The sequence below is a fragment of the Candidatus Salinivivens marinus genome, assembly GCF_965655845.1.
In the GTDB taxonomy this organism is placed as follows: Bacteria; Pseudomonadota; Alphaproteobacteria; order Rhodobacterales; family Rhodobacteraceae; genus Salinivivens; species Salinivivens marinus.
The window spans coordinates 39,970-65,104 of sequence record NZ_CBFHHX010000008.1 but is presented as its reverse complement, the minus strand read 5'-3'; the positions used below and the strand labels follow the sequence as shown (position 1 = coordinate 65,104).

25 protein-coding genes are annotated in these 25,135 nt (G+C 39.6%); 20 read left to right on the top strand and 5 right to left on the bottom strand.

The genetic code is table 11. From position 1 onward, the window contains the following. Positions 1-55 precede the first annotated feature (55 nt). Positions 56-610: an ActR/PrrA/RegA family redox response regulator transcription factor gene (locus ACTF5Q_RS08530; protein WP_153691681.1), complete on the top strand. Its 555-nt coding sequence runs from the start codon at positions 56-58 to the stop codon at positions 608-610. A 4-nt stretch (positions 611-614) separates the two neighbouring features. Here ACTF5Q_RS08530 and ACTF5Q_RS08525 read toward each other — a convergent pair whose 3' ends face one another. Further along, positions 615-1,112 (bottom strand): GNAT family N-acetyltransferase, encoded by a 498-nt coding sequence (locus ACTF5Q_RS08525; RefSeq protein ID WP_438954197.1) that lies wholly within the window; start codon positions 1,110-1,112, stop codon positions 615-617. Beyond that, entirely contained in the window at positions 1,109-1,702 is a 594-nt protein-coding gene (locus ACTF5Q_RS08520; RefSeq protein WP_438954196.1) for a YfbR-like 5'-deoxynucleotidase, read from the bottom strand. The genes ACTF5Q_RS08525 and ACTF5Q_RS08520 overlap by 4 nt, the downstream gene beginning before the upstream one ends. 115 nt (positions 1,703-1,817) lie before the next feature. Here ACTF5Q_RS08520 and ahcY point away from each other — a divergent pair, with 115 nt between their 5' ends. Beyond that, the gene (gene ahcY, locus ACTF5Q_RS08515) at positions 1,818-3,206 is read left to right on the top strand and encodes an adenosylhomocysteinase (RefSeq protein WP_438954195.1); all 1,389 of its coding nucleotides are present in this window, start codon (positions 1,818-1,820) and stop codon (positions 3,204-3,206) included. 12 nt (positions 3,207-3,218) lie between these two features. Here the strand turns inward: ahcY and ACTF5Q_RS08510 are convergent, their stop codons facing one another. Further along, the gene (locus ACTF5Q_RS08510) at positions 3,219-4,178 is read right to left on the bottom strand and encodes an NAD(P)H-dependent glycerol-3-phosphate dehydrogenase (protein ID WP_438954194.1); all 960 of its coding nucleotides are present in this window, start codon (positions 4,176-4,178) and stop codon (positions 3,219-3,221) included. Then, positions 4,175-5,272 (bottom strand): tRNA (adenosine(37)-N6)-threonylcarbamoyltransferase complex transferase subunit TsaD, encoded by a 1,098-nt coding sequence (gene tsaD, locus ACTF5Q_RS08505; protein WP_438954193.1) that lies wholly within the window; start codon positions 5,270-5,272, stop codon positions 4,175-4,177. Before tsaD ends, ACTF5Q_RS08510 begins: the two co-directional genes overlap by 4 nt. Before the next feature lie 48 nt (positions 5,273-5,320). On the opposite strand from tsaD, the gene ACTF5Q_RS08500 reads away from it, so the two are divergent. From ACTF5Q_RS08500 to ACTF5Q_RS08450, 11 genes are all read left to right on the top strand, one after another. Further along, positions 5,321-6,043 (top strand): uroporphyrinogen-III synthase, encoded by a 723-nt coding sequence (locus ACTF5Q_RS08500; RefSeq protein ID WP_438954192.1) that lies wholly within the window; start codon positions 5,321-5,323, stop codon positions 6,041-6,043. A 53-nt stretch (positions 6,044-6,096) separates the two neighbouring features. After that, positions 6,097-7,149: a COG4223 family protein gene (locus ACTF5Q_RS08495; RefSeq protein ID WP_438954191.1), complete on the top strand. Its 1,053-nt coding sequence runs from the start codon at positions 6,097-6,099 to the stop codon at positions 7,147-7,149. 10 nt (positions 7,150-7,159) lie between these two features. Next, a complete protein-coding gene (locus ACTF5Q_RS08490) occupies positions 7,160-8,617 on the top strand; it encodes a heme biosynthesis protein HemY (protein WP_438954190.1) in 1,458 nt (485 codons plus the stop codon). 77 nt (positions 8,618-8,694) lie between these two features. Further along, positions 8,695-8,979, top strand: coding sequence for a YggT family protein (locus ACTF5Q_RS08485; protein ID WP_153696016.1), 285 nt, complete (start codon positions 8,695-8,697; stop codon positions 8,977-8,979). Between the two features lie 110 nt (positions 8,980-9,089). Beyond that, positions 9,090-9,842: a peroxide stress protein YaaA gene (gene yaaA / locus ACTF5Q_RS08480; RefSeq protein ID WP_438954189.1), complete on the top strand. Its 753-nt coding sequence runs from the start codon at positions 9,090-9,092 to the stop codon at positions 9,840-9,842. Between the two features lie 65 nt (positions 9,843-9,907). Then, positions 9,908-10,828 carry a manganese-dependent inorganic pyrophosphatase gene (locus tag ACTF5Q_RS08475; RefSeq protein WP_438954188.1) on the top strand — a complete coding sequence of 307 codons (921 nt, stop codon included), beginning with the start codon at positions 9,908-9,910 and terminating at the stop codon, positions 10,826-10,828. A gap of 33 nt (positions 10,829-10,861) precedes the next feature. After that, positions 10,862-11,734, top strand: coding sequence for a TIGR01459 family HAD-type hydrolase (locus tag ACTF5Q_RS08470; RefSeq protein WP_438954187.1), 873 nt, complete (start codon positions 10,862-10,864; stop codon positions 11,732-11,734). Between the two features lie 125 nt (positions 11,735-11,859). Further along, on the top strand, positions 11,860-12,303 hold the full coding sequence (locus ACTF5Q_RS08465) for a MaoC family dehydratase (RefSeq protein ID WP_438954186.1): 444 nt from the start codon (positions 11,860-11,862) through the stop codon (positions 12,301-12,303). A gap of 64 nt (positions 12,304-12,367) precedes the next feature. Beyond that, positions 12,368-13,306, top strand: coding sequence for a bifunctional riboflavin kinase/FAD synthetase (locus tag ACTF5Q_RS08460; RefSeq protein WP_438954185.1), 939 nt, complete (start codon positions 12,368-12,370; stop codon positions 13,304-13,306). Further along, complete coding sequence (locus ACTF5Q_RS08455; protein ID WP_438954184.1) at positions 13,303-13,776, top strand: YcgN family cysteine cluster protein; 474 nt, start codon at positions 13,303-13,305, stop codon at positions 13,774-13,776. Before ACTF5Q_RS08460 ends, ACTF5Q_RS08455 begins: the two co-directional genes overlap by 4 nt. Next, positions 13,773-14,825, top strand: a complete 1,053-nt coding sequence (locus ACTF5Q_RS08450) for a threonine aldolase family protein (RefSeq protein ID WP_438954183.1) — start codon at positions 13,773-13,775, stop codon at positions 14,823-14,825. Before ACTF5Q_RS08455 ends, ACTF5Q_RS08450 begins: the two co-directional genes overlap by 4 nt. Here ACTF5Q_RS08450 and gyrB read toward each other — a convergent pair. Beyond that, positions 14,822-17,239, bottom strand: coding sequence for a DNA topoisomerase (ATP-hydrolyzing) subunit B (gene gyrB, locus ACTF5Q_RS08445; RefSeq protein ID WP_438954182.1), 2,418 nt, complete (start codon positions 17,237-17,239; stop codon positions 14,822-14,824). The genes ACTF5Q_RS08450 and gyrB overlap by 4 nt on opposite strands. A gap of 153 nt (positions 17,240-17,392) precedes the next feature. Here gyrB and ACTF5Q_RS08440 point away from each other — a divergent pair, with 153 nt between their 5' ends. The 7 genes from ACTF5Q_RS08440 to ACTF5Q_RS08410 all read left to right on the top strand — a co-directional run bounded on the left by ACTF5Q_RS08440 (position 17,393) and on the right by ACTF5Q_RS08410 (position 25,130). Further along, the gene (locus tag ACTF5Q_RS08440; protein ID WP_438954181.1) at positions 17,393-18,148 is read left to right on the top strand and encodes a class II aldolase and adducin N-terminal domain-containing protein; all 756 of its coding nucleotides are present in this window, start codon (positions 17,393-17,395) and stop codon (positions 18,146-18,148) included. A gap of 127 nt (positions 18,149-18,275) precedes the next feature. Next, positions 18,276-19,163, top strand: a complete 888-nt coding sequence (locus ACTF5Q_RS08435; protein WP_438954264.1) for a metal ABC transporter substrate-binding protein — start codon at positions 18,276-18,278, stop codon at positions 19,161-19,163. 51 nt (positions 19,164-19,214) lie between these two features. Next, entirely contained in the window at positions 19,215-20,072 is an 858-nt protein-coding gene (locus tag ACTF5Q_RS08430; protein ID WP_438954180.1) for a manganese/iron ABC transporter ATP-binding protein, read from the top strand. Continuing rightward, a complete protein-coding gene (locus ACTF5Q_RS08425; RefSeq protein WP_438954179.1) occupies positions 20,065-20,928 on the top strand; it encodes a metal ABC transporter permease in 864 nt (287 codons plus the stop codon). The genes ACTF5Q_RS08430 and ACTF5Q_RS08425 overlap by 8 nt, the downstream gene beginning before the upstream one ends. Beyond that, complete coding sequence (locus ACTF5Q_RS08420) at positions 20,921-21,742, top strand: metal ABC transporter permease (RefSeq protein ID WP_438954178.1); 822 nt, start codon at positions 20,921-20,923, stop codon at positions 21,740-21,742. The genes ACTF5Q_RS08425 and ACTF5Q_RS08420 overlap by 8 nt, the downstream gene beginning before the upstream one ends. An 85-nt stretch (positions 21,743-21,827) precedes the next feature. Continuing rightward, positions 21,828-22,784, top strand: a complete 957-nt coding sequence (gene deoC, locus ACTF5Q_RS08415) for a deoxyribose-phosphate aldolase (protein WP_154033979.1) — start codon at positions 21,828-21,830, stop codon at positions 22,782-22,784. A gap of 3 nt (positions 22,785-22,787) precedes the next feature. Continuing rightward, entirely contained in the window at positions 22,788-25,130 is a 2,343-nt protein-coding gene (locus tag ACTF5Q_RS08410) for an aldehyde dehydrogenase family protein (RefSeq protein ID WP_438954177.1), read from the top strand. Positions 25,131-25,135 lie beyond the last annotated feature (5 nt).

Below are 25,135 nucleotides of genomic sequence, written 5' to 3'. Positions count from 1 at the left end.
ACCACAAAGTATTAGTTATTTAAAAAAACACACGACCAACGGCAGGAGACAACCCGTGAAAGAGGTTGAAAAAAGATCAATTGGTGAAGATAACTCACTACTTATTTTAGATGACGACGAACCATTCCTACGCCGTTTAGCCAAGGCAATGGAAAAGCGTGGTTTTGCAGTAGAAACGGCTGGTTCAATCGCCGCGGGTAGCGCAATAGCTACTGCAAGGACACCTGCCTATGCAGTCATTGATCTAAGATTAGCGGACGGAAACGGACTGGACGTTGTAGAAATTTTACGCTCAAAACGACCAGACTGTCGCATAGTGGTGTTAACTGGGTACGGTGCTATAGCGACGGCCGTCGCTGCCGTTAAAATCGGGGCCACTGATTATTTATCAAAACCAGCCGATGCAAATGATGTAATTAATGCTCTGTTAACTCGGGATGATGAACTTCCGCCACCCCCAGAAAATCCTATGAGCGCAGACCGAGTGAGATGGGAACATATTCAAAGAGTTTATGAACTGTGCGATCGCAATGTTAGCGAAACTGCAAGGCGCCTAAATATGCATAGAAGAACACTTCAGCGTATATTGGCAAAGCGCAGTCCAAAATAAATATTCATATTCTAAAATCGAACCTTTTCGAAATGCAAGTCTGTTTGTATTCATTTTCAAATGTAAAATATTCACAAAACCCTAAACTTTCATAGTATCCTATCGCACCTTTGTTCGTAGAGTTCATTGTTGCACTAATAGAGCACATCCCTTTATCATTGGAAGTTAATCTTGTAGCTTCAAAAAGTTGCTTACCTACACCAAGACCCCTCACATTTTTTGAGACATAAGTAGCTATCAATCCCCAATCTGAAGGCAATTTGTCTACTCCAGACCAATTTGGATCTGACCATTCAAGAAATTGAAAGCCAATAATTTTTGTTCCTTGGGTAGCAACGTGATTGCAAAGGCTAAATGGATTTGTAAAATAGTTCCTCCTAAAATCTACTGGCGTCGTGATACTATTTTGAAGTGTATGACCACCTTCATTGATGATCTCATTTAAAATATTGGACATCTTTTTAATGTCACCATATTCAGCCTTTCTCACAGAAAATATCATTTGCTGTTATCCAGTAGAGTAAAGCATTTCTCAATATAGTCACTTCGAACCAGGGCAGGCGGTCGGATCTGAATTGAAAATTTAGTTAAATAAGACTTGTCAAATTTTCCAAAAAATTTGTCAGCCTCATGCTTTGAAAATCCAGCTATCTCAATTGCCTCTAGCCAAGCACTAATTTTATCGGCTTTCTTTATTTTTTTCTTTAGATCTAGCGATATTTTTGCGGGCACGCCAAACCTTCTATGGATCGCTTCAGTGAGTTTCTCATCCAACGTTTCGTAGCCATAACCAACTGCTGCCTTAACCGGTGATATAAGATCTCCAAGTACATATTCCGGTGCATCGTGAAGCAAAGCTACTAATCTAGCTTGTGGGCTACTGTTAGGGTTTAATTCACTAAAAATTCTTTCGACCAGCAGTGAGTGCTCAGCAACAGAATAGGGGAAGTCGCCACTTGTTTGGCCATTCCAACGAGCAACAAATGATAAACCATGGGCTATATCCTGAATCTCAATATCTAATGGCGTAGGATCTAGTAAATCTAATCTCCGTCCAGATAACATTCTTTGCCATGCGCGCGCTGGTTTCATAATACTGCCTTCAAATGAACTTTTTAAATACAATTTTTAAATACTTTAAACAAATTATTGATTAATTGCAGCCTTGTTTTAGTTGTGGTAGCAGACGTTAAAACGGAGTTGAAATATGGCTAACGATTACATAGTAAAAGAAATCTCACTTGCAGAGTTTGGACGTCGGGAACTCGATATAGCAGAGACAGAAATGCCTGGTCTAATGGCACTCCGGAAGGAATACGGTACTTCTAAACCTTTAAAAGGTTCTAGGATCGTTGGTTCTTTACATATGACAATACAGACGGCCGTTTTAATTGAAACATTAGTAGCTCTTGGAGCTGATGTAAGATGGGCATCTTGCAATATATTCTCTACACAAGATCACGCAGCGGCAGCGATAGCGAAAGCTGGTGTTCCTGTATTTGCAATCAAAGGCCAGTCTTTGGAAGAACATTGGGATTACTTAGACCGATCATTTCAATTTGAAAATGGTCCAAATATGATCTTAGACGATGGAGGTGATGCAACACTTTATGTTCTTTTAGGTGCTAGAGCTGAGGCAGGTGAAGAAATTCTTTCCGTCCCCCGATCGGAAGAAGAAGAAGTGGTAAAAGCTCAGATTTATAAAAGAATTAAACAGTCCCCCGGTTGGTTCACTAAAACTAGAGATGCTATACGCGGTGTCTCAGAGGAAACTACAACGGGAGTTCATAGACTTTATGACCTTGTGAAAAACGGGCAGCTCCCCTTTCCCGCTATTAACGTAAATGACTCGGTAACAAAGTCCAAGTTTGATAACAAATACGGATGTAAAGAATCTCTCGTCGATGGCATTCGCAGAGCCACAGACACAATGATGGCAGGCAAAACCGCAGTAGTGTGTGGCTACGGCGATGTAGGAAAAGGTTCTTCTGCCTCACTTAGAGGTGCAGGAGCGCGTGTTAAAGTCACAGAGGTTGATCCAATTTGCGCATTACAGGCGGCGATGGATGGTTTTGAAGTGGTTGTCCTTGAAGATGTAGTATCGGATGCTGATATTTTCATCACAACTACAGGAAACAAAGATGTCATCCGTATAGAACACATGAGAGAAATGAAAGATATGGCCATTGTCGGAAACATCGGACATTTCGATAATGAAATCCAAGTTTCACATCTGCGAAATCACAAGTGGACAAATATCAAAGAACAAGTCGACATGATAGAGATGCCAAATGGTAATCGGCTAATTCTGCTGTCTGAGGGTCGCCTTCTAAATCTAGGAAATGCAACCGGCCATCCTTCATTTGTGATGTCTGCATCATTCACTAATCAAGTGCTTGCGCAGATTGAATTATGGACAAATGGACAAAACTACAAAAATGAAGTGTTTATTTTACCAAAACATCTTGATGAAAAAGTAGCGCGCCTTCATTTAGATCGCATTGGCGTAAAATTAACTAAGTTAGCAGCAGATCAAGCCGATTATATTGGAGTTACTCCAGAGGGACCATATAAACCAGAGCATTACAGATATTAGTAAAGAATAAATTTATTCTTTCTTAGGCGGCCTGGATAAAAGGCTCTGTATTGCCACACTTACTGAAACTTTACCTACCACAAGGTTATTAATTGCTGCCATTACTGGCGTATCAAGTTTAAATTCTTTAGCCTTTAAAATTATAGCACTAGAAGTACTGGTGCCCTCTACCGTAATATTTTTATCAAACGACTGCTGTTTTCCAAGCGCAAGCCCATATCGGTAGTTTCTAGACTCGGAGGACATGCATGTTAAACTTAAGTCTCCTAAGCCGCACAGGCCTGATAGCGTTTCTGGTTTTGCACCAAAATAAGGAGCAATACTTATGATTTCTGAATACCCGCGCGTCATTAATGCAGCACGAGAGCTACTTCCATAGCCAGCACCGATAGTAACCCCACACCCAATAGCGATAACATTCTTCAAAGCTCCGCCAAATTCAGCTCCAATTGGGTCATCAGACCAATAAAGCCTTAATGTTTCTGTTCCCAATTCGCTTTGAATATACTGTGCCAAACCTTCTACTTTGGAAGCAACGGTGAGCGCAGTAGGAAACCCTGAAGCCAAATCTGCAGCAAAACTTGGACCAGTTAATACTGCTGTCCTATTTGATGCCATCTCAAGGATTGAAGTTGGTCCCAGACCAGTAGACACTTCAAAGCCTTTGCAGCATGCAACTAGTATCTTCCCCTCCAAACTTGATCTATGTAACTCCACTACAGATCTTAATTGTTGCATAGGTACAGCAATTAAAATTATGGAACAATTTCCCATCTGATTGATATCATTTGTCACTATGATATTCTGAGGTAGAATATAGCCAGGTAATCTTAACCGATTTTCCCTTATTTCCTGAACAGAGTTTACTACATCCTGATTTCTTGTCCAAAGTATTAGCTTTTTTTTTGTAGATGATAAAGAAATCGATAGAGCGGTTCCAAAAGCACCGGAACCAATAATTCCAAAAGTCATGCTTTAGCTCCCCTCTTTCCACCTCCTAGCATTGGTGGTTTTTTTTCATCTAATGGCCATCTAGACCTTGGTGATAAGGAATAGTCATCCTCTTGCCCAAGATCATATAGTTCCCCTGCAGCGTATGCTATCATAGCTGCATTGTCGGTACAAAGTTCTAGCGGAGGTGCGATAAAATTGACTTCCAAGTCGCTACAAACAGATGATAAATTTTGACGAATTTGCTCGTTTGCAGCAACCCCTCCAACGATTGCAAAGGTTTTCAAATCTGAAGATCTCTTTCGCGCCTCAATTATTGCTCGCTTCGATTTTCCTACAAGCACATCAGAAATTGCCGCCTGAAAACCCGCGGAAAAGTCTTTAACATCTCGTTCGTACAGCCCACCTTGCTGTTTATCTAAATCCTCCAGGGACCTAGATACAGCCGTCTTCAAACCAGAAAAAGACATATCACAATCAGTGCGGTTTAATAGTGGCCTCGGGAAATCAAATCGTTTAGAATCACCATTGATAGCTTCCCTTTCGATGGACGGCCCCCCTGGTTGTTCCAGACCCAACAGCCGTGCTGTTTTATCAAAAGCCTCCCCCGGAGCGTCATCAATAGTACCACCTAGCCGTAAGAATTTATTTGCAGACACCACTATTAAAAATTGGCAATGACCTCCTGATGCAAGTAAAATTAAATATGGATATTCTAAATTTCCAATAAGGCGCGGAGTTAATGCGTGACCTGCCAAATGGTTAACACCGACCAAAGGTAGGTTCGCACCGTAGGCCAACCCTTTGGCACACATAACACCAGCAACCACACCACCTATTAAACCTGGTCCAGCAGTAACACCAATCAAGTTGATATCTAATAAGCTTACCTTAGCTCCCGCCAAGGCCTCCTTTACAACTGTATCTACTCTCTCTGCATGCGCCCTTGCTGCAATCTCTGGGACAACTCCACCATACTTTTCATGCAACGTATTTTGGTTGACCACTACTGATGAAAGTATTTTTGAATTACCTTTTTCATATGATACGATAGCAGCAGCTGTATCATCGCAGCTACTCTCTATACCTAAAATTACATGAGCAGATAACTTCAATTCAAACCCCATTGTACGAAAGTTTCCGGGCAGTTACCATTACAGTAGATGACATACAACGAATTAAAACCTAAATTACTTATTACAAGGCCTGTAAATTCAGCCAGTGATTTCGCATCTTTTTTTGAAAGAGAACTTCAAAAAAATCAAATTATAATATCTCCAGTGCTCAAAATTAAGTTTTTTAAACGACCAAAAAAACTGGAGAAAAGCCATTTTGTTATTTTTACGTCGTCCAACGGTGTAAAAGCCGCAGGAGAAGCCTCTAATAGCAATATAAGAGCAATGTGTGTTGGTGATAGAACAACAAACCTTGCATCGAGTTTTGGATATTTAGCTGAAAAATTTGGTGATAATGTTGAACAACTGATTAGCACGCTATGCAAAGATCAAAAAATCAAAGAAGAGATCCTTCATGTTCACGGAAAATACACCAAAGGTAACGTTGTAACTAAATTGAGGGGAGCAGGGTTTTTATGCAATGAGTGGGTCGGATATGATCAAGTAGCTTCTAAGCTATCAATTTCCGCTTTGAATGCTGTTAAAAGAGGCAACAAAATAGTTTTACCAATTTTTTCAGAACGCACAGCTCTGTTGCTTAAGGAGCAGATTTCAACATTCGATAAATGTCATATAATTGCTATTAGTTCGGCAGTAGAAAATGTATTTTTGGGAATCAAACTGGGCTCTATAAACAGAGCAAAAACACCAGATTTAGCAGGTATGAGATCTCTAACCAAAACGATACTAAAGAACGTGTTGCTTGAGTAATTTACTTCAAAAGATTAGTTTATTATCAGGTAATATTTTTATTTAGGTAAAAAATGACAGACGAGAAAAAAACCACAAAAGAGAAGACCAAAGCTAAAGTGGAAGAATCTAAATCTGATAAAAAAGAAACCTCACCAAAACCTTCAACTGAAACAGTTACCAGCACTCCAGACAAAACTAAAATTAAGGCTATACTTATTCCTGTTTTTTTTGGTGCGATACTTGGAGCAATCATAAGCTTTTTACTAGGTTTTAGTCTTATTCCGAGATTACCTATCATGAACGAATTAAAAGCAGATCAAGAAAAATCTATCAAAAATTACGATAATCTATCTGTCCAAATGAACGAGCTAAAAAAAATGATCGCTGAGATAGAAGGTAATATTCAAGAAGAAGTTGATATAGTGCCAATTGTGACTGAGTTAGAGGAATTAGGAAAAAAAATGCAAGAAATTGAAAAGTATGATTTTTCCCAAAGCCCTGTTAGTATTGAAAAAATTGAGGCTCTCATAGATGAGCGAACTAAAATACTTGCAGAGGATATCTCTTCGCTAGGCACAAAAATTGATAATAATATACCTAACGATGTGCCGATCATTGAAGAAAGTTCTAATGTTTCTTTGGATGAAGCATTGCTATCCATGCAAAGGGCAATATTAGCAGGTTTGCCATTTCAAAAAGCTCTTAAAGAATACGAACAGGCTGGTGGCGATAATGCACCAGCTATTATAAAGTCTTTAGCGAAAACCGGTGTAGCTACACAATTTGATTTGGTCCAAACTTTTCCCCAATACGCAAGAAGACTTTTAAAAAGTGAACAAATCAATGAACCTGTAAAAGAAGAAGGCGGTTTAGATATTACGACGTTTCTAAAAAAGTTCGTGAAAACGAGATCAACTAGCCCTCAATTGGGTAATAGTAGTGACGCCATTCTTTCCAGAGCGGAATATGCTGTCAAAAATGGTGATATTAAAAAAGCATTAGACGAGCTAGACCAATTACCCTCACATTTACAGAATGAAATTCGGGATTGGTATATGGATGCAAAAAATCGTTTAGAAATCAATACTGCTATAAATCACTTGACCTATTTTCATACAGATTAGGACACTCAGAATGCTACTATCACTTTTTAAAATAGTTTTTTTTATTGTGATAATTGCTATTATTGCGCTTGCAATAACTTATTTGCTTGATAATGAGCAAACTGTTTTAGGTGAAGTGTTCATTAATATTGGCACAACTGAGTTTATACTCAGCCCTATTCAAACAGTCATATTTTTGTGTTTGGTCATAGTGTTAGCAATAATAATGCTAAAACTGTTATCATTCTTTTTGGCAATTTTGAGCTTTATTAATGGTGATGAAACTGCCATAACACGATATTTTTCAAAAAATAGAGAGAGAAAAGGATTTAACGCTCTTTCTGATGGATTGTTAGCATTAGCTTCAGGAGAAGGCACCAACGCTTTAGCGAAGGCAAGTAAAGCGGAAAAATATCTCAAAAGACCTGAATTGACAAATGTGCTACTTGCACAGGCCGCAGAGCTTTCAGGAGATCTTAAAAAAGCAAATGAGACGTATAAATCCCTGATTCAGAATCCAAAAACTCGATTTGTAGGCCTGCGCGGAATACTCAAACAGAAATTAGCAGAAGGACAAACAGAAGTGGCAATTAAACTTGCCAAAGAAGCGTTTAATATACGACCGGCACATATTGAAACACAGGATATTCTATTACAGCTTCAAGCCGAGTCAGGCGATTGGCGAGGAGCGCGTAAAACGCTCGGAACAAAATTTAAAAAGGGCGCAATTCCCAAAGACATACACCGTCGTCGTGATGCTGTTTTGGCGCTTGCCGAGGCTAAGGATCTATTAGCTGAGGATACTTCAATAGAAAAACAAGAAGCAGCTATTGAGGCAAATAGATTGTCACCGGACTTAGTACCTGCTGCGGTTCTCGCTGCTCGCGCATATATACAACGGGATAACAAACGTAATGCGAGCCGCATAATTAACAAAGCCTGGCAGTCACAGCCACACCCTGATCTCAAGACAGTTTTTTATGAAATATACCCAAATGAAAGTGAAGAAGATAAACTAAAACGGTTACAGAAGCTTTGCAGGTTAAACCCAGACCATTTAGAATCAAAAATTTCTCTTTCAGAACTATATTTAAAACAGGAAAATTTTCCTATGGCGCAAAGGGTGCTTAATAAAATTAAAAAAGAAGACCACGACGCTCGTGTTTTAACACTTATGGCAGTGAACGAGCGGGCTAAAGGCGGAGAAGACGCAAAAATTCGTGACTTTTTGAACCTAGCAATAAGCGCAAAGCGCGGACCACAGTGGATTTGTGCAAAATGCAACAGTATCCACGCAGATTGGGAACCAATCTGCTCAAGTTGTTCTGCAATGGACTCTTTAGAATGGAAAGTGCCACCTAAAGACCCTACTGATTTCACTGTAAGCGAGGATCTACTTCCATTCTTAGCTAACGAAAAAATGGTTGAAATTCAGAAAAAAAATTCTGCGTCAGAGAAACCGTCACCAAAGCAAAATGATGAAAAATAAATTCCAACAAAAACCTTATACTTGCCGATTGCCGCAAACTTACCTAACTAATACTTAGAAAGTGAGAGAGTAGCACTATGATGGCAATTTATGGACCTTTACGCTTAATACTGGATGTGGCTTTTTTTATAATGATTGTACACATTGTGTTTAGCTGGCTTATTTCATTCCAGATCTTAAATCTACGTCAGCCTATCGTAACTCAGATTTGGTTAGGGTTGAATAAACTCTTAGAGCCTATCTACACTCCCATAAGAAATATTTTGCCGGACACTAGACCACTCGACCTAGCACCATTGGTAGCATTTGTAATCCTGATATCATTGAGGGATTACATTTTACCAGAGTTATTACTCAGATAGTGCATGATTTAATTTGCTGATCCCATATAGATATTATGTACTTTTAAACTAGGAAACTGGACGAGAGCATCAAATAGTCCTAAATAATTGGTACAGCTTTTGGAGATTAAATGTTAGTAGTCGTATCACCAGCAAAAAAACTTGATATGTCGCCCGTTGATACGGAAGTGACATCAGTGCCTAAGTTTTCAGATGAAGCACACAATTTGGCAAAGATAGCATCGAATTTAGGCAAAGATGGTCTTATTTCAGTAATGAAAATTAGTGAAAAATTGGCTGACCTAAATTTACAACGCTTCAAGTCTTTTGGAACTCAAGATAAAAAAGCTGCTGTGTTTGCTTTCGCTGGTGACACTTATCAAGGATTTGATGCTTCAACTATAAATTCAGACGGATTACGTTGGGCGCAAGACCATTTACGTATATTGTCTGGATTATATGGTGTCCTTCGTCCTTTTGACGAAATTGAACCATATAGACTTGAAATGGGAAGCAAGTTTAATATTGGTGATAAAAAATCACTTCACGATTTTTGGAAAGCCCGAGTATCAGAAGCACTTAATGAAACAGCAAAAGAAACAGACTCTGAGTTTCTAGTTAATTGTGCAAGCCAAGAATATTTTAGCTCTGTGGCAGCAGATATGCTGAATACAAAAATTATAACCCCAACTTTTTATGAAAATACCGAAAATGGCATAAAAATTATTAGTTTCTATGCAAAAAAGGCCAGGGGAGCCATGGCGCGGTATATTATGGAAAACAGAATAAGTGATCCAAATTCGTTGTTGGAATTTGATTTAGGAGGTTATAAGTATCAGCCTGAAAAATCCACCTTAGAGGCTCCCGTTTTTGTTAGAAATTAAGAACCTAAAAAAATGGTAAGTGCTTACAGGATGGATGAAGGATAAAGTTTAAGAAGGATAGTATTATGTCGGTTTTGGTTTTCGGGCATAAATCGCCCGATACAGACTCCACTGGAGCACCAATAATTTGGGCTTGGTATCTTAACCATATTCTTAAAACTGATGCAGAGCCAGTTCTTCTCGGAAAACCGAATAGCGAAGCACTTTTCATGCTAGATTATTGGGGCATAGATATGCCTCGCATAATAGATAATTTAGATAATGGAAGCTCCGTCGTAGTCGTTGATACCAACAATCCTGATGAACTACCTGATAATATCAACGACTGCGATATTCTGAGTATTATTGACCATCATAAGTTGGTTGGTGGCCTAGAAACAAACTACCCTATCGATGTGATAATCCGCCCACTAGCTTGCACAGCAACAGTGATGATCGAAATAATGGGTGAAAATTTAAATGAAATGCCCTGCAGAATTAAGGGTGCCGCGTTAAGCTGTATTTTATCAGATACTCTTGGATTTAGAAGCCCAACAACGACAGATTTGGATCGATCGACTGCCCAGAAACTCGCAGAAGACTTAAAGATTGATGTACAAAATTTTGCTTCAGAGCTCTTCAAAGCAAAGTCAGATGTCTCAAAATATACAGACCCCGAGTTGATTTTGATGGACTCAAAAAAATACGATGTCGGTGGCAAAAAACTTAGAATATCTGTTATGGAAACTACGCAGCCCCAAGAAATACTTGGAAGAAAAAAATCCTTACTTAAAGCGATGAAAGATATTGAAGCAGAAGAAGGCGTGGATCAAATTTTATTCTTCGTTATTGATATATTGAAACAGGAAGCGATCCTTTTTGTGCCAAACAAATTAGTTAAAGAGATTGCAGAAAAATCATTCGGAACTAGCTGCGTTGAAGATACGACAATTTTGCCAGGTATACTTAGCCGAAAGAAGCAAATAATACCACAACTCAAAGTATAAATTTTCTATTAGATGGCCAACTAGGTAATAAAAGTGACCCATATCATAAATAGCCTAGATGAGATTTCACATCACTATGACGCATTATTCGTTGATCTTTGGGGTTGCGTGCATAATGGAATAGTAGCGTATACGGCCGCTGTAGAAGCACTTATAGAATATAGAAAAAATGGTGGCAAAGTTGTGCTGGTTACAAATTCCCCAAAGCCGAGAATTGGTGTGGAAAAACAATTACTTCATTTTAATGTTCCAAAGATATGTTACGATACAGTTGCTACATCAGGAGATAGTGCCAGAGTGGCAATGTTTACCGGTGTAGTAGGAAAAAAGATTTTTTTTATTGGGGAACCCCGAGATCAGTTATTTTTTGAACCAATCTCTATTATAAAGTCGCCTATCAAAATTGAACAAGTATCAATACAAAATGCGGAAGGTATAGTTTGTACTGGACCTTTCGATGGATCTGCGGATCCTTCTGTTAACAAAGAGGATTTTTTATTTGGTATAAATAAAAGCATGAAATTTTTATGTGCTAATCCTGATATCGTTGTAGATCGAGGAGAGGTTAGACAATGGTGTGCTGGAGCTTTGGCAAAAATGTACACAGAAATGGGTGGAGAAAGTCTGTATTTTGGAAAACCACACAATGCCATTTATGATTTGGCTCGAATGCGATTGGCAGAGCTTGGGACTCCAATTGATAGTAAGAAAATCTTAGCTATAGGAGACGGAATTGGCACTGATATAAAGGGCGCCAACTCTCAAGAAATTGATAGTTTGTTTGTAACTGGTGGTTTGGCAGCAAAAGAAACCCAAACATCCTACAGCCCAAACCCAGAAGCGCTGGAAAAGTATATTACAAAGCAAAAAGTGCAGTGCACCTATAGTATTGGGTATTTACGATAACCAAAATTTTTATCAATTATTTAAAGTTAGACAACTTTAACTTGATTTTCTGCGCTTGCAAAGTAATAAAGTTACACTAGATTACCGAATCAGGAAGTATTATTTCGTCTTGAAATGAGGATAGCATGCTAGATAATCAGCCACGCGGAACAATTTGCATTGAAGATATTGAAATGGGAATGACTCGTTATCTGCAAAAGCACGTTACCGATAGAGATATAGAGATGTTTGCAGAGGTTAGCACAGACCATAACCCAGTGCATTTGGATGATGATTATGCTCAAGATACAATATTTGAGGGAAGAATTGCTCACGGTATGTTGACAGCAGGTTTGATCTCTGCGGTCATTGGAGAACAGCTGCCTGGTCATGGTGCAATTTATATGAGCCAATCATTAAGATTTTTAGCTCCAGTAAGGCCAGGAGATTTGGTTTATGCAGAAGTGAAAGTAACAGACATTCAAATTGATAAGCGTAGAGTAAAGCTTGACTGCAAATGCGAGGTAGACGGGAAAAATGTTCTTGTCGGTGAGGCCATGGTACTGGCACCTAGCCGTAAGTTTGATTAATCAATTGTACAGTAAATAAAAAGCTGTCTTGCACCACAGCTCGACTGGCGCTACTTCATTCACTATGAGAATAATTAGAGATTATGAGTATGTGGATAAGAGTGACACTAATGCCGTCGCAGCAATTGGTAACTTCGATGGGGTACACCTAGGACACCAAGCAGTTTTAAAAAAAGTCCACACTATCGCAAAAGAATTAAATGCACCCCGTGGGGTTATTACTTTTGAGCCGCACCCCAGGAGTTATTTTGCCCCAGATGCTCCATCTTTTCGCTTAATGAGCTCCTCCGCAAAAGCCACTAGGCTAGAAAAGTTAGGCGTAGACAAACTATACGAGTTAAATTTTAACGCTACGCTATCAAAATTAAACCCTGAAGATTTTGCTCGTAATGTATTACACAACGGTTTGAAGCTACAGCATATTTTAGTTGGCGAAGATTTCTGTTTTGGAAAAGATAGAAAGGGAAATGTGAAAACTCTCAAAAGGTTGGGAACTGATCTGGGTTTTGGCGTTACTTCTCTCGAACTAATTAAAGGTGAGCATGGTGAGCTTTCGTCAACGTCTATCAGAAATTTATTATCACAAGGAAAGCCAAAGGAAGCGGCCGGTCAGTTAGGACATTGGCATAGGATTGAAGGGCCTGTAATTGGAGGTGAGCAGCGAGGCCGTGTTTTAGGCTATCCAACCGCAAATATGGAATTACGAGACCTGCATATACCAAAACTAGGCGTTTATGCTGTGCTTATTGACATATTAGATGGGCCACACAAAGGGAGCTATAAGGGAGCTTCATCTCTAGGCGTTAGGCCGATGTTTGGTCAAAACAGTCCAAATCTAGAAACTTATATTTTTGACTTTTCTGGCGATATTTATGGTGCTCAAATATCAGTTGCACTTGTCGAATATTTGAGACCAGAATTAAGCTTTGATAGTGTCGAAGCACTCGTTGAGCAAATGGATTCTGATTGTGAAAATGCTAAAAAAACTCTTTCCACATCATGACCCATAAAAAAAACAACGATTCTACATTTTCGGACAAATTTTGGGAAAATAAACCTTTAGAGAAATTAAATTTTAAAGAGTGGGAAGCACTTTGCGACGGTTGCGGAAAGTGTTGCCTAAACAAAATTGAAGATGAGGAAACCGGACAGGTTTTTTTAACACGGATCGCATGTCGTCTTTTCAACGATGAAACTTGCTTATGCAGTGACTACAAGAAACGTCTTGAACACGTGCCAGAATGTATAAAACTTACTCCATGCACGATCAAAAAAAATGCTTATTGGCTACCATCGACCTGTGCCTACAAATTACTTTACGAAAAAAAACCATTGCCAGCATGGCACCCCTTATTAACTGGACAAAAAGAAACTACACATGGCTCAGGAGTTTCTGTAAGAGGTTCTACTATTTCAGAAAAATCTGTAAATGAAGATGATTGGGAAAACTATATAATTACGGATCCGAAATGAATTTTGCCTCAGATAATACAAGCCCTGTTCCGACCCAAATTCTAGAGAAAATAAACGATGTAAATCATGGGTACCAAAATAGTTATGGTGAAGATGATTATATGCGTGAACTTACAGATCGTATTAACAATATTTTTGAAACAAAGAAAGCAATAGTATACCTGGTATCTACTGGAACAGCAGCAAATTCGCTTGCACTAGCCTGTTTATCAAAACCATGGGATACTATTTTTTGTTCCCCAATTTCCCACCTACATCAAGATGAGTGCAATGCACCAGAATTCTATACTGGAGGAGCGAAACTCACTTTAGTTGGTCAAAGCGATAAGATTAATCCTGATGAACTTCTTACTGCAATGCTGTCCGAAGAGACAAGAGGTATACACGGGCCACAACGTGGTCCTGTTTCAATTACGCAAATTACAGAAAAGGGACGTTGCTACAGTTTAGAAGAAATTCGTCAAATTTCTAAAATCAAATCTAAGTTTAGTTCGTTACTGCACATGGATGGAGCAAGATTCGCAAATGCTCTCTCGGCGCTTAATTGTTCTCCTGCAGAAATGACCTGGAAAGCTGGAGTAGATGCCGTTACATTTGGTTGTACAAAAAATGGGTTACTCGGAGTAGAGGCTGTTATTTTCTTTAACACTAAGTACGCAAGGGAATTTGAGTTACGCAGAAAACGCGCGGGACATCTTTCTTCAAAAAACAGATATCTCGCAGCACAAATGCTAGGCTACTTAGATAATGACCTTTGGCTAAAGTTGGCCACATCTTCAAACACCATGGCAAAACAATTAAGTGCGTTTTTTGAGTCTATACCTTACATAAAGCTACACCATCAACCTGAGGCAAACATGATTTTTGCTGATATGCCTCGCAAAGTACACCAACAGTTTTTTAAAGCTGGAGCGAAATATTACCTCCGTAATGGGGGCTTAGATGGAAACGAAGACGAACTTATTACAGCCAGGTTTGTTTGCTCGTGGTCTACCACAGAAGAGGATATTAATGCATTTATAGTGGCGGCACAGAAAGTTATTTATTAAAAATCAAGGTTTTCTACTGTAAGTGCATTCTGTTGGATAAACTCCCGCCGTGGCTCAACAACCTCACCCATTAAGCGAGTAAAAAGATCATCTGCCTCGGCCGCATCATCTATTTTTACCTGCAAAAGTGTTCGCGCATCAGGATCTAACGTAGTTTCCCAAAGTTGGTCTGGATTCATCTCTCCTAAACCTTTGTACCGCTGCAGATTTAAACCCTTTTCACCCTCAACAAAAATAGAGTCTAATAAATCTAGTGGTCCATGAATAATCTGTGTTCGGTCTTTTCTAAGTAATCTTGCAGGCTTGCCGTAGACCTCATTCAGACTTTTTGTGAAGCTGCCTGTTTTTCTGGCTTCACCAGATCTTAGCATTGGTCCATCAAGTGTCCGCATTTCTTCCACACCTCGCAAAATTCGAGTAAGCTTCATACCGTGATCTTGTGTTGGGCGACCATTCCAACCTTTTTCATACTCCAACGCTATTAGGTTTAAACGCTCAGCTACTTTATCAGCTGTACCCTGCAAGTCTGAATCAACTACTCCAGGCACAAAAGCCCCAGCAATGGCTGCTTGTTCTAAGATATGTCTAGGGTAATGCGTTGGAAAAGCCTCAAGAACCCTCTTAAGCTGACGCGCTTCTTCTACGACCCGAATTAAATCCTGTGAAGAAATTTCTGATCCATCCCCTAATCTCAGAATGCTACCTTCACTCCCTTGCTGAATTAGGTAATCCTCTAGCGCAGATTGATCTTTAAGGTAAACTTCTGATTTACCTCTTGCGACTTTATACAAAGGAGGTTGCGCAATATACAGAAATCCCCCCTCGACTAATTCTGGCATTTGACGATAGAAAAACGTAAGTAATAACGTTCTAATATGAGCCCCATCTACATCTGCATCGGTCATTATTATTATTTTATGATATCTCAATTTTTCTAGATTGAATTCATCTCGTCCAATACCAGTCCCTAATGCCATTACCAAATTTCCAATTTCTTGGCTGGCCAGCATTCGATCAAAACGAGCACGTTCTACATTTAAAATTTTTCCCTTCAGTGGTAAAATCGCCTGAGTGCGTCGATCTCGTCCAGTTTGAGCAGAGCCTCCCGCAGAGTCTCCTTCAACAAGAAAAACTTCTGCCTTTGATGGATCTTTTTCAGAGCAGTCCTTTAACTTCCCAGCTAGGTAATTGACATCCATTGCTGTTTTGCGACGTGTTAGCTCACGTGCTTTGCGGGCAGCTTCTCTCGCTAAAGCCGCTTCGATAATTTTACTAACTATAGTTTTTGCTTCATTAGGGTTTTCTTCAAACCACTCAGAAAGCTTTTCATTCATTAGCCCCTCAACAGCAGGGCGAACCTCCGATGAAACAAGCTTATCCTTAGTTTGTGAACTGAATTTTGGATCTGGAACTTTAACTGAAAGCACACATGTGAGCCCCTCACGTGCATCATCACCAGTGAAGTTCACCTTCTCCTTTTTTGCTATACCACTAGATTGAGCATAATTATTAATTGTTCTAGTCAATGCCCCTCTAAAACCAGCCATATGAGTTCCGCCATCCCGTTGAGGTATATTATTAGTAAATGGCAAAACATTCTCATGGTAACTATCATTCCACCACATTGCTACCTCAACGCCAATCTCATCGCGCTCACCAACAAAAAAAATGGGCTCTTGCATAATTGATGCTTTGGACCGGTCTAAGTATTTTACAAACTCTTTCACTCCTCCTTCATAATAAAGCTCTGTTTTTCGAATTTCTGCAGGACGCTCATCAATCAATATGATCTTTACTCCTGAGTTTAAGAAGGCAAGTTCACGAAGACGCTTTTCCAGTATTTCGAATGAATATTCCAAGTTAGAAAAGGTGTCAGTAGACGCAAGAAACCTAACCTCTGTTCCTCTTTCTTCCCCTGCTTCTCCCAAAACTCTAAGGTGTTCTACCGTTTCACCATGCTCAAACCGTGCAAAATGTTCTTTGCCACCGCGCCACACTCGTAGCTCTAACCATACAGACAATGCGTTTACAACGGATACGCCAACCCCATGCAAACCACCTGAAACTTTGTACGAATTGCTATCAAATTTACCACCAGCATGTAGCTGCGTCATGATTACTTCTGCCGCAGACACCCCTTCTTCTTCGTGAATATCTACAGGTATGCCTCTGCCGTTATCTCTTACTAAAACACTGTTGTCTGGACAAATTTTTACTTCTACATAATCTGCGTGTTTAGCAAGGGCTTCATCTATTCCATTATCAACTACTTCATAGACCATATGATGCAAACCAGAGCCATCATCGGTGTCGCCAATATACATCCCAGGCCTTTTTCGTACTGCTTCTAAGCCCTTAAGAACCTTAATAGATTCAGCGTCATATTGTTGGTTGTTTTGCTCGATTTCGGACATTAATGTGACCTTTTTTATAATTTGTTTTAATATACCTATTTTTTGGTCAAATGTCACGTGTTTCGATGTCTTAACAACTTAATATTTGCCATCAATTTTCATATAACTTGCCTCTTTTTTTGTTGCTGTTAGAGTATTAAAAAAGGAGTGAATATGAAAATCGCTCAGGTAAAATCAAATGTAAATTTTTGGCGTGAACGCACAGATCTGGCCGCTGCTTTTCGATGGACAGCAAGACTAAATATGCATGAAGCTGTGGCTAATCACTTCTCACTAACCGTAAGCAACGATGGAACTAAATTTCTTGTAAACCCCAACATGGTGCACTTTTCACGAATAAGAGCTAGTGATTTACTTGAGCTTGATTCGCAAAACCCCGACACACTGAAGCTGCCAAATGCACCAGATCCAACCGCGTGGGGTTTGCACGGCACACTTCATAGGCTTTGTCCTCATGCAAAGTGTGCAATGCACGTTCACTCAGATTACGCAACCATTTTAGCAAGCCTAGAAGACAGTAACCTACCAGCGATAGACCAAAATTCTGCGATGTTCTTTAATCGTGTAATAGTAGACAATAACTATGGTGGACTAGCATTCGAAGAGGAAGGCGAGAGGTGTGCAGCGTTTTTTTTAGATGCAAAGAAAAAGGTTATGATAATGGGTAACCATGGGATCTTGGTAATTGGCAGTAATGTTGCAGAAACTTTTAATAGAATGTACTATTTCGAGCGTGCTGCTAGAACCTACATTAAGGCACTACAAACGGGAATGAAACTTAGAGTTTTACCAGATGAGATTGCAGAAAAAACTGCAACCGAACTCGAAAACTATCCAAGCGATGACAGTAAACATTTAGAAGAGTTAAAGAAAATTCTGGTCAGTGAGGGATCAGATTTCCAATCTTAAAGTTAAATAAAATTAAACTGTTTTTAAATGAGAATGATTATCAATTGCATTGACAAAACGATTTATCTTTCTTAATATTAAACGGTTAACTTTCTAAAGAAATAAAGTAATGCGCATTATCAATAAAATTTTTTCACGGAACGTAGCGTACGTATCCCTTTTTATCTTTTTTATACTCACCAGCCATCTTTCAGCAGAAAAATTCAAAGCTGTTACGACTTTTACTGTCATCGCTGACATGGCACAGAATGTAGCTGGTAATATTGCTATAGTTGAGTCAATCACCAAGGCTGGGGCAGAAATTCATGGATACGAGCCCACTCCAAGAGATATCGTTAGGGCACAGGATGCAGATTTAATATTGTGGAATGGTTTAAACTTAGAGCTTTGGTTTGACCAGTTTTTCTCAAACCTCTCCGATGTCCCAAGCGCCATCCTGACAGACGGTATACTCCCAATAGATATTAGAGATGGGGAATATGCTGGGCGACCAAATCCTCATGCATGGATGAGCCTCGATAGTGCACTAATTTATGTAGATAACATAAGAAAAGCGTTTGTCGAGCACGATCCTGAAAACGCTTCGACTTATATTAAGAACGCAGAAGCATATAAACGCGAGATTAAGGATACAATTTTACCAATGAGGAATGCGATACTGAAGGTTCCTAAAGATAGGAGATGGCTAGTTTCGTGCGAAGGTGCATTCAGTTATTTGGTTAGAGATTTTAAAATGAACGAATTGTATCTTTGGCCAATAAATGCTGGCGCACAGGGAACTCCAAAACAAGTGAAAAAGGTCATTGATAGTGTAGAGAAATATAATATCCCTACAGTTTTTTGCGAAAGTACTGTTTCACAATCACCAGCCAAACAAATATCACGAGAAACGGGAGCAGCATACGGCGGTGTTTTATACGTTGATAGCCTCACCAAAGCGGATGGGCCAGTACCAAGTTACCTTGATCTTTTAAAAGTAACGTCCGAAACAATATTGGCAGGATTAAGCAATTAAAACTCTTTTATTCCATTTAACGATATTCACTTAAGGAAACAAAGCACCTAAATGATCGAAGCAGAGTCAGGCATAATAACTAGCGGTCTAACCGTAACTTACAACAACGGAACCACAGCTTTACGAAATGTCTCCTTTGAAATACCCACGGGCACAATAACAGCATTAGTGGGAGTAAACGGTGCAGGAAAATCAACCTTATTCAAGGCGCTAATGGGGTTTATACCTACTGTAAAAGGTGAAATCTCAATTTTGGGTCAATCTGTAAAATCTGCGCTTAAAGAAAATTTTATCGCATATGTACCACAAGCAGAGGAAGTAGATTGGTCGTTTCCAGTGCTGGTGCAGGATGTTGTCATGATGGGCCGCTATGGCCATATGGGCTTTTTTCGGAAAACGAGACAACAAGACATAATGGAGGTTGCGAATGCCTTAAATCGTGTTGGGATGACCGATTTTAAAGACCGGCAAATTGGTGAATTATCCGGCGGTCAAAGAAAAAGAGTTTTTTTAGCTCGCGCATTAGCACAAAAAAGTAAAATTATTTTGCTGGATGAACCCTTCACAGGAGTGGATGTAAAAACCGAAACTGCAATAATCAAACTTCTTGGTGAGATGAGAAAAGAAGGAAAAATAATGCTTGTTTCAACACACAATCTTGGGTCAGTACCAGAGTTTTGTGACAGAACAATTTTAATCAAGGAAACGGTATTAGCTTACGGTAAGACAGAAAATACCTTTACACGTCAAAATTTAGAGCTCGCATTTGGGGGTGTTCTAAGGCATTTTGTTCTCAGTGGAACTGATCTTCATGATGACAATGACCGGCGCGAAGTTCGTGTGATTTCAGATGACGAGCGTCCCTTCGTCTTGTACGACAGTGATAAGAAAAGTGATGAAGATGCTTGAAGCTTTATTGGAACCATTTTCTTATAGTTATATGGTTAATGCAATGTGGGTAAGTGCTTTAGTGGGAGGGGTCTGTGCTTTTCTTTCAGCTTACTTAATGTTGAAAGGGTGGTCGCTGATAGGTGATGCTCTCAGCCATTCAATAGTACCAGGTGTGGCAGGAGCATATATGCTAGGACTACCATTTGCGCTTGGCGCGTTTGTCGCTGGCGGACTAGCCGCAAGCTCAATACTTTTTTTACAACAGCGATCCAAACTTAAAGAAGATGCCATAATAGGAGTTATTTTTACATCTTTCTTTGGTCTTGGTTTGTTTATGATATCACTGTCACCAATGTCCGTGAGCATCCAAACTATCACGATGGGTAATATCCTTGCAATTACACCAACAGATACATTTCAGCTTGTGATAATTGGTCTTGTGTCTCTTTGTGTTCTTACGACAAAGTGGAAAGATTTTATGGTTACATTTTTTGATGAAAACCATGCAAGGTCTATCGGTTTAAATCCAGATTTACTGAAAGTACTATTTTTTACAATTTTAGCCGCTTCTTGTGTTGCCGCTCTTCAAACTGTTGGGGCTTTTCTAGTAATTGCCATGGTAGTTACACCTGGAGCCACTGCTTACTTGCTTACGGATAAATTTCCTAGATTACTCATAATAAGCGTGATTATTGGAACATTAAGCAGCTTTTTTGGTGCCTATATTAGCTACTTCCTGAATGGTGCTACCGGTGGAATAATTGTTTCAATTTTAACTTTAATATTTATTTCCACCTTCATCTTAGCGCCAAAACATGGATACTTTAAATCCAAAAGTCGAGCAGCGTTAGAAGCAGACACTAATTATGGCTGACATATTAGTTACCCCATTCCATTATAGTTTTATGATAAATGCTTTCATAATAGCAGCTATCATATCGGTACCAGCAGCTCTGCTTTCATGTTTTTTGGTGCTCAAAGGCTGGTCGTTAATGGGAGACGCAATAAGCCATTCGGTACTTCCAGGAATAATAATATCATATTTACTGAGTATTCCATTAATCATTGGCGCATTCTGCTCTGGCATGGTTTGCGCAGTTTTATCAGGGTTTTTAAGTGAAAATAGCAGGCTCAAACATGATACTATAATGGGTATAGTCTTTTCTGGGATGTTTGGATTTGGAATTGTTTTATATTCAAAGGTATCTACTGAAGTGCATCTAGATCATATATTATTTGGCAATATACTCGGTATAACTTTTGAAGACTTGCTTATATCATTCTTAATTTCCAGCATGGTTACAATTCTCGTAACTATAAAGAGACACGACTTACTGTTACATACCTTTGATCCAATCCAAGCGCGTTCTGTTGGGATCCCTGTTCGCTTATTACACTACAGCTTTCTCGCGATGGTATCCGTAACAATAGTAGCCACTCTATCAGCAGTGGGAATAATACTATCAATCGGTTTGTTGATAGCTCCCGGAGCAATAGCCTTTTTGCTAACGCAGAGATTTAACCAAATGCTTATCATTGCTACTTTAATTTCATTATTATCGAGTTTTTTTGGTATTTATGTTAGCTTCTTTATTGATAGTGCGCCCGCACCAACAATTATTCTATTGCTCACTGCATGTTTCATAACAGCACTGATTGGTACGAGCAGGAAATTTAAAACAAGTTAAATACTATATCAGCTAATACTGTATTGATATATTTCTGTGCACATGCAAATGTTCAATGTTTATGAGACATTCCTGGTCGTAAAGAATGAATGATAGTTTAACTAATAGAAATGAAGGATGCGAGCTTGACGTCGACTGGGTTATGTCACAGAGCGCAAACACCTCAGCAATCGAACGTCGCGCTGCTACTCTTGGCACACGCAGATCAATAAAAAAAGCTCATCAGGCCGCTTGGCTACTGAAAGCAATCTCCTGCATAGACCTTACGACGCTATCTGGAGACGATACAGCAGGTCGCGTAAAAAGGTTATGCGCTAAAGGGATTCATCCTATTAGGCCAGATTTAACAAGAGCATTGGGAATGGATGGCCTCCATGTTGGAGCTATATGTGTATACCATGAAATGATAGAAACCGCCATTGCCGCCTTGGGTAATAGCGGCATTCCGGTCGCCGCCGTTTCAACCGGCTTTCCTGCAGGTCTGTCTCCATTTAAAACTCGGTTATTAGAAATTGATGAAAGTGTACTAGCTGGGGCCAAAGAGATAGATATTGTTATTTCGCGGAGGCATGTCCTGACTCAAAACTGGCAGGAACTTTTTAATGAAGTTAAAGCATTTCGTTCTGCCTGTGGAGATGCACACCTCAAAACAATCTTAGCAACTGGTGAGTTAGGAAGCCTCAGAAATGTCGCGCGTGCATCAATGGTTTGTATGATGGCTGGGGCAGATTTCATTAAAACCTCAACAGGAAAAGAAAGTATTAATGCCACGCTTGGTACGTCCATTGTAATGGTGCGTGCAATCCGAGAGTACTGGGAAAAAACAGGGTTTAAAGTAGGTTACAAACCAGCGGGTGGCATATCAAAAGCAAAAGATGCACTAGTTTATTTAAGTCTCATAAAAGAAGAATTAGGCAACGATTGGATGGACGCTTCTTTATTTCGCTTTGGGGCTTCAAGCCTTCTTGGAGACATTGAACGACAGTTAGAACACTACTTAACTGGAAATTATTCTGCTAATTATCGGCATCCATTGGGGTAAAACATGCAAATAAAGAATATCTTTGATAAAATGGATTATGGAGAAGCACCCGAAAGCGCCAGAGAAGCCCAAAATTGGTTGAAGAGCCATAATTATACTTTTGGTAATTTTATAAATGGCAAATGGAAACAATGCGAAGATCATTTCAACACCGTCAACCCTGCTGACGATCAAGTATTAGCAAAAATTGGTCAGTCGTCTCCATCTGATATAGATTCTGCAGTTAAAGCAGCCAGAGCCGCTCAAAAAAAATGGTCCAAAGAAAGTGATCATGCGCGTGCCCGCATTCTATATGCAATTGCACGTCTCTTGCAGAAAAACTCTCGGCTTTTCTCTGTCTTGGAAACCCTGGACAATGGAAAACCAATTAGAGAATCTCGTGATATTGATATTCCTCTTGCTCAAAGACACTTCTATTATCATGCTGGAATGGCTCAATTAATGCAGGCTGAGCTTCCAAAGCGATCTCCGATAGGAGTTTGTGGTCAAATTATTCCCTGGAACTTTCCACTCCTAATGCTTTCATGGAAAATAGCTCCTGCCATCGCCATGGGTAATGCTGTGGTGCTAAAGCCTGCAGAATACACGTCTTTAACAGCCCTTTTATTCGCTGAAATATGTACATCTGCTGGAGTTCCAAATGGCCTCATAAATATTGTAACTGGCGACGGAAAAGTCGGCGAAATAATTGTCGGACATAAAGATATAAATAAAATTGCATTTACTGGTTCAACAGAAGTTGGAAAATTAATTAGAGAACGAACAGCTGGCTCCGGCAAGTCCTTGACACTAGAATTAGGTGGAAAATCGCCTTTTGTTGTTTTTGATGATGCAGATCTGGATAGTGCCGTTGAAGGGGTCGTTGATGCAATTTGGTTTAACCAAGGGCAAGTTTGTTGTGCTGGGTCTCGCCTATTAGTTCATGAAGCGATTTCAGAAAAATTTTACAATAAACTCAGAAATAGAATGAAAAATCTACGCTTGGGAAGTCCTCTCGACAAGTCAATAGACATGGGGGCAATTATAGATAAGAAACAACACAAAAAAATTAGTGGAATGGTTTCTCAGACACAGGGAAAAGTCTTTCAAGCTGGTTCACCATTACCCCAAGAAGGATGTTTCTTTCCTCCAACCCTAATAACAGAATTGCATACTGCAGATCCACTCATGCACGAAGAAATCTTTGGTCCAGTGTTGGTGAGTACAACATTTAGAACCCCTTCGGAAGCCATAGAACTATCAAACAACACTACGTTTGGGCTGGCAGCCTCTGTATGGAGTGAAAATATAAATCTATGCCTAGAGCTCGCACCAAAAATTAAGGCAGGGGTAATATGGATAAATGGAACAAATATGTTCGATGCTGCTGCTGGGTTTGGTGGGGTAAAACAAAGTGGGTTTGGCCGAGAAGGTGGATGGGAAGGCCTTTTAGCTTACAGTAAACCAAAGAACCAGTTCTCACCTAAGATCAAAAGCACGCTAGTTAAAAACCAAATTAGAAAGGCTGACTATATTGACAGAACGGCAAAGCTTTACATCGGGGGAAAACAATGTCGCCCAGACAGTGGCTACTCTCAGTCAATTTTTGATCATAACGGAAAACCTGTAACCCAAGTGCCTTTATCGAACCGCAAAGATATTCGAAACGCCGTTGAGGCCATGAACTCTGCAAAAAATTGGTCGCATTCCACAGCACATCTTCGAGCTCAAATCTTATATTATATGGCTGAAAATTTATCAGCAAGGAAAGCAGAATTTGCCAACACTTTGCAAGCACTCACAGGAAGGTCTGATGCTCAAACTGAAGTAGAGCAAAGTATTCAGAGATTGTTTTTCTATGCTGCTTGGTCCGATAAGTTCGATGGGAGCGCTAGAAGCGTACCTCTCAAAGCAGTGGCGCTTGTTATGAAAGAAGCAATAGGAAACTGTGGCGTTCTATGTGATGATCAGTATCCTCTTCTTGGGTTTATATCCGTAATGGCCCCATTATTCGCTACAGGTAATCGCTCAATTATTATTCCCTCTGAAACCTTTTCTCCTATTGTTACTGATTTTTATCAAGTCTTAGACACCTCAGACGTTCCTCCTGGATCCATTAACATATTAACTGGCAAACATGCAGATCTAGCAATAGAGCTTGCAGGGCATATGGATATTGAAAGTGTCTGGAGCTTTTCTCCTTCTGATGTTTCAAGGGATATAGAAAAAGCGTCTGTAAGTAATTTAAAACGCACATGGGTTAACAATGGTTGCGGGAGGGATTGGAATAGTGAAGAGGGCTTTGGTAGAGAATTCCTAGAGAACGCGACTGAAAATAAAACTATTTGGATACCCTATGGTGAGTAGCGACT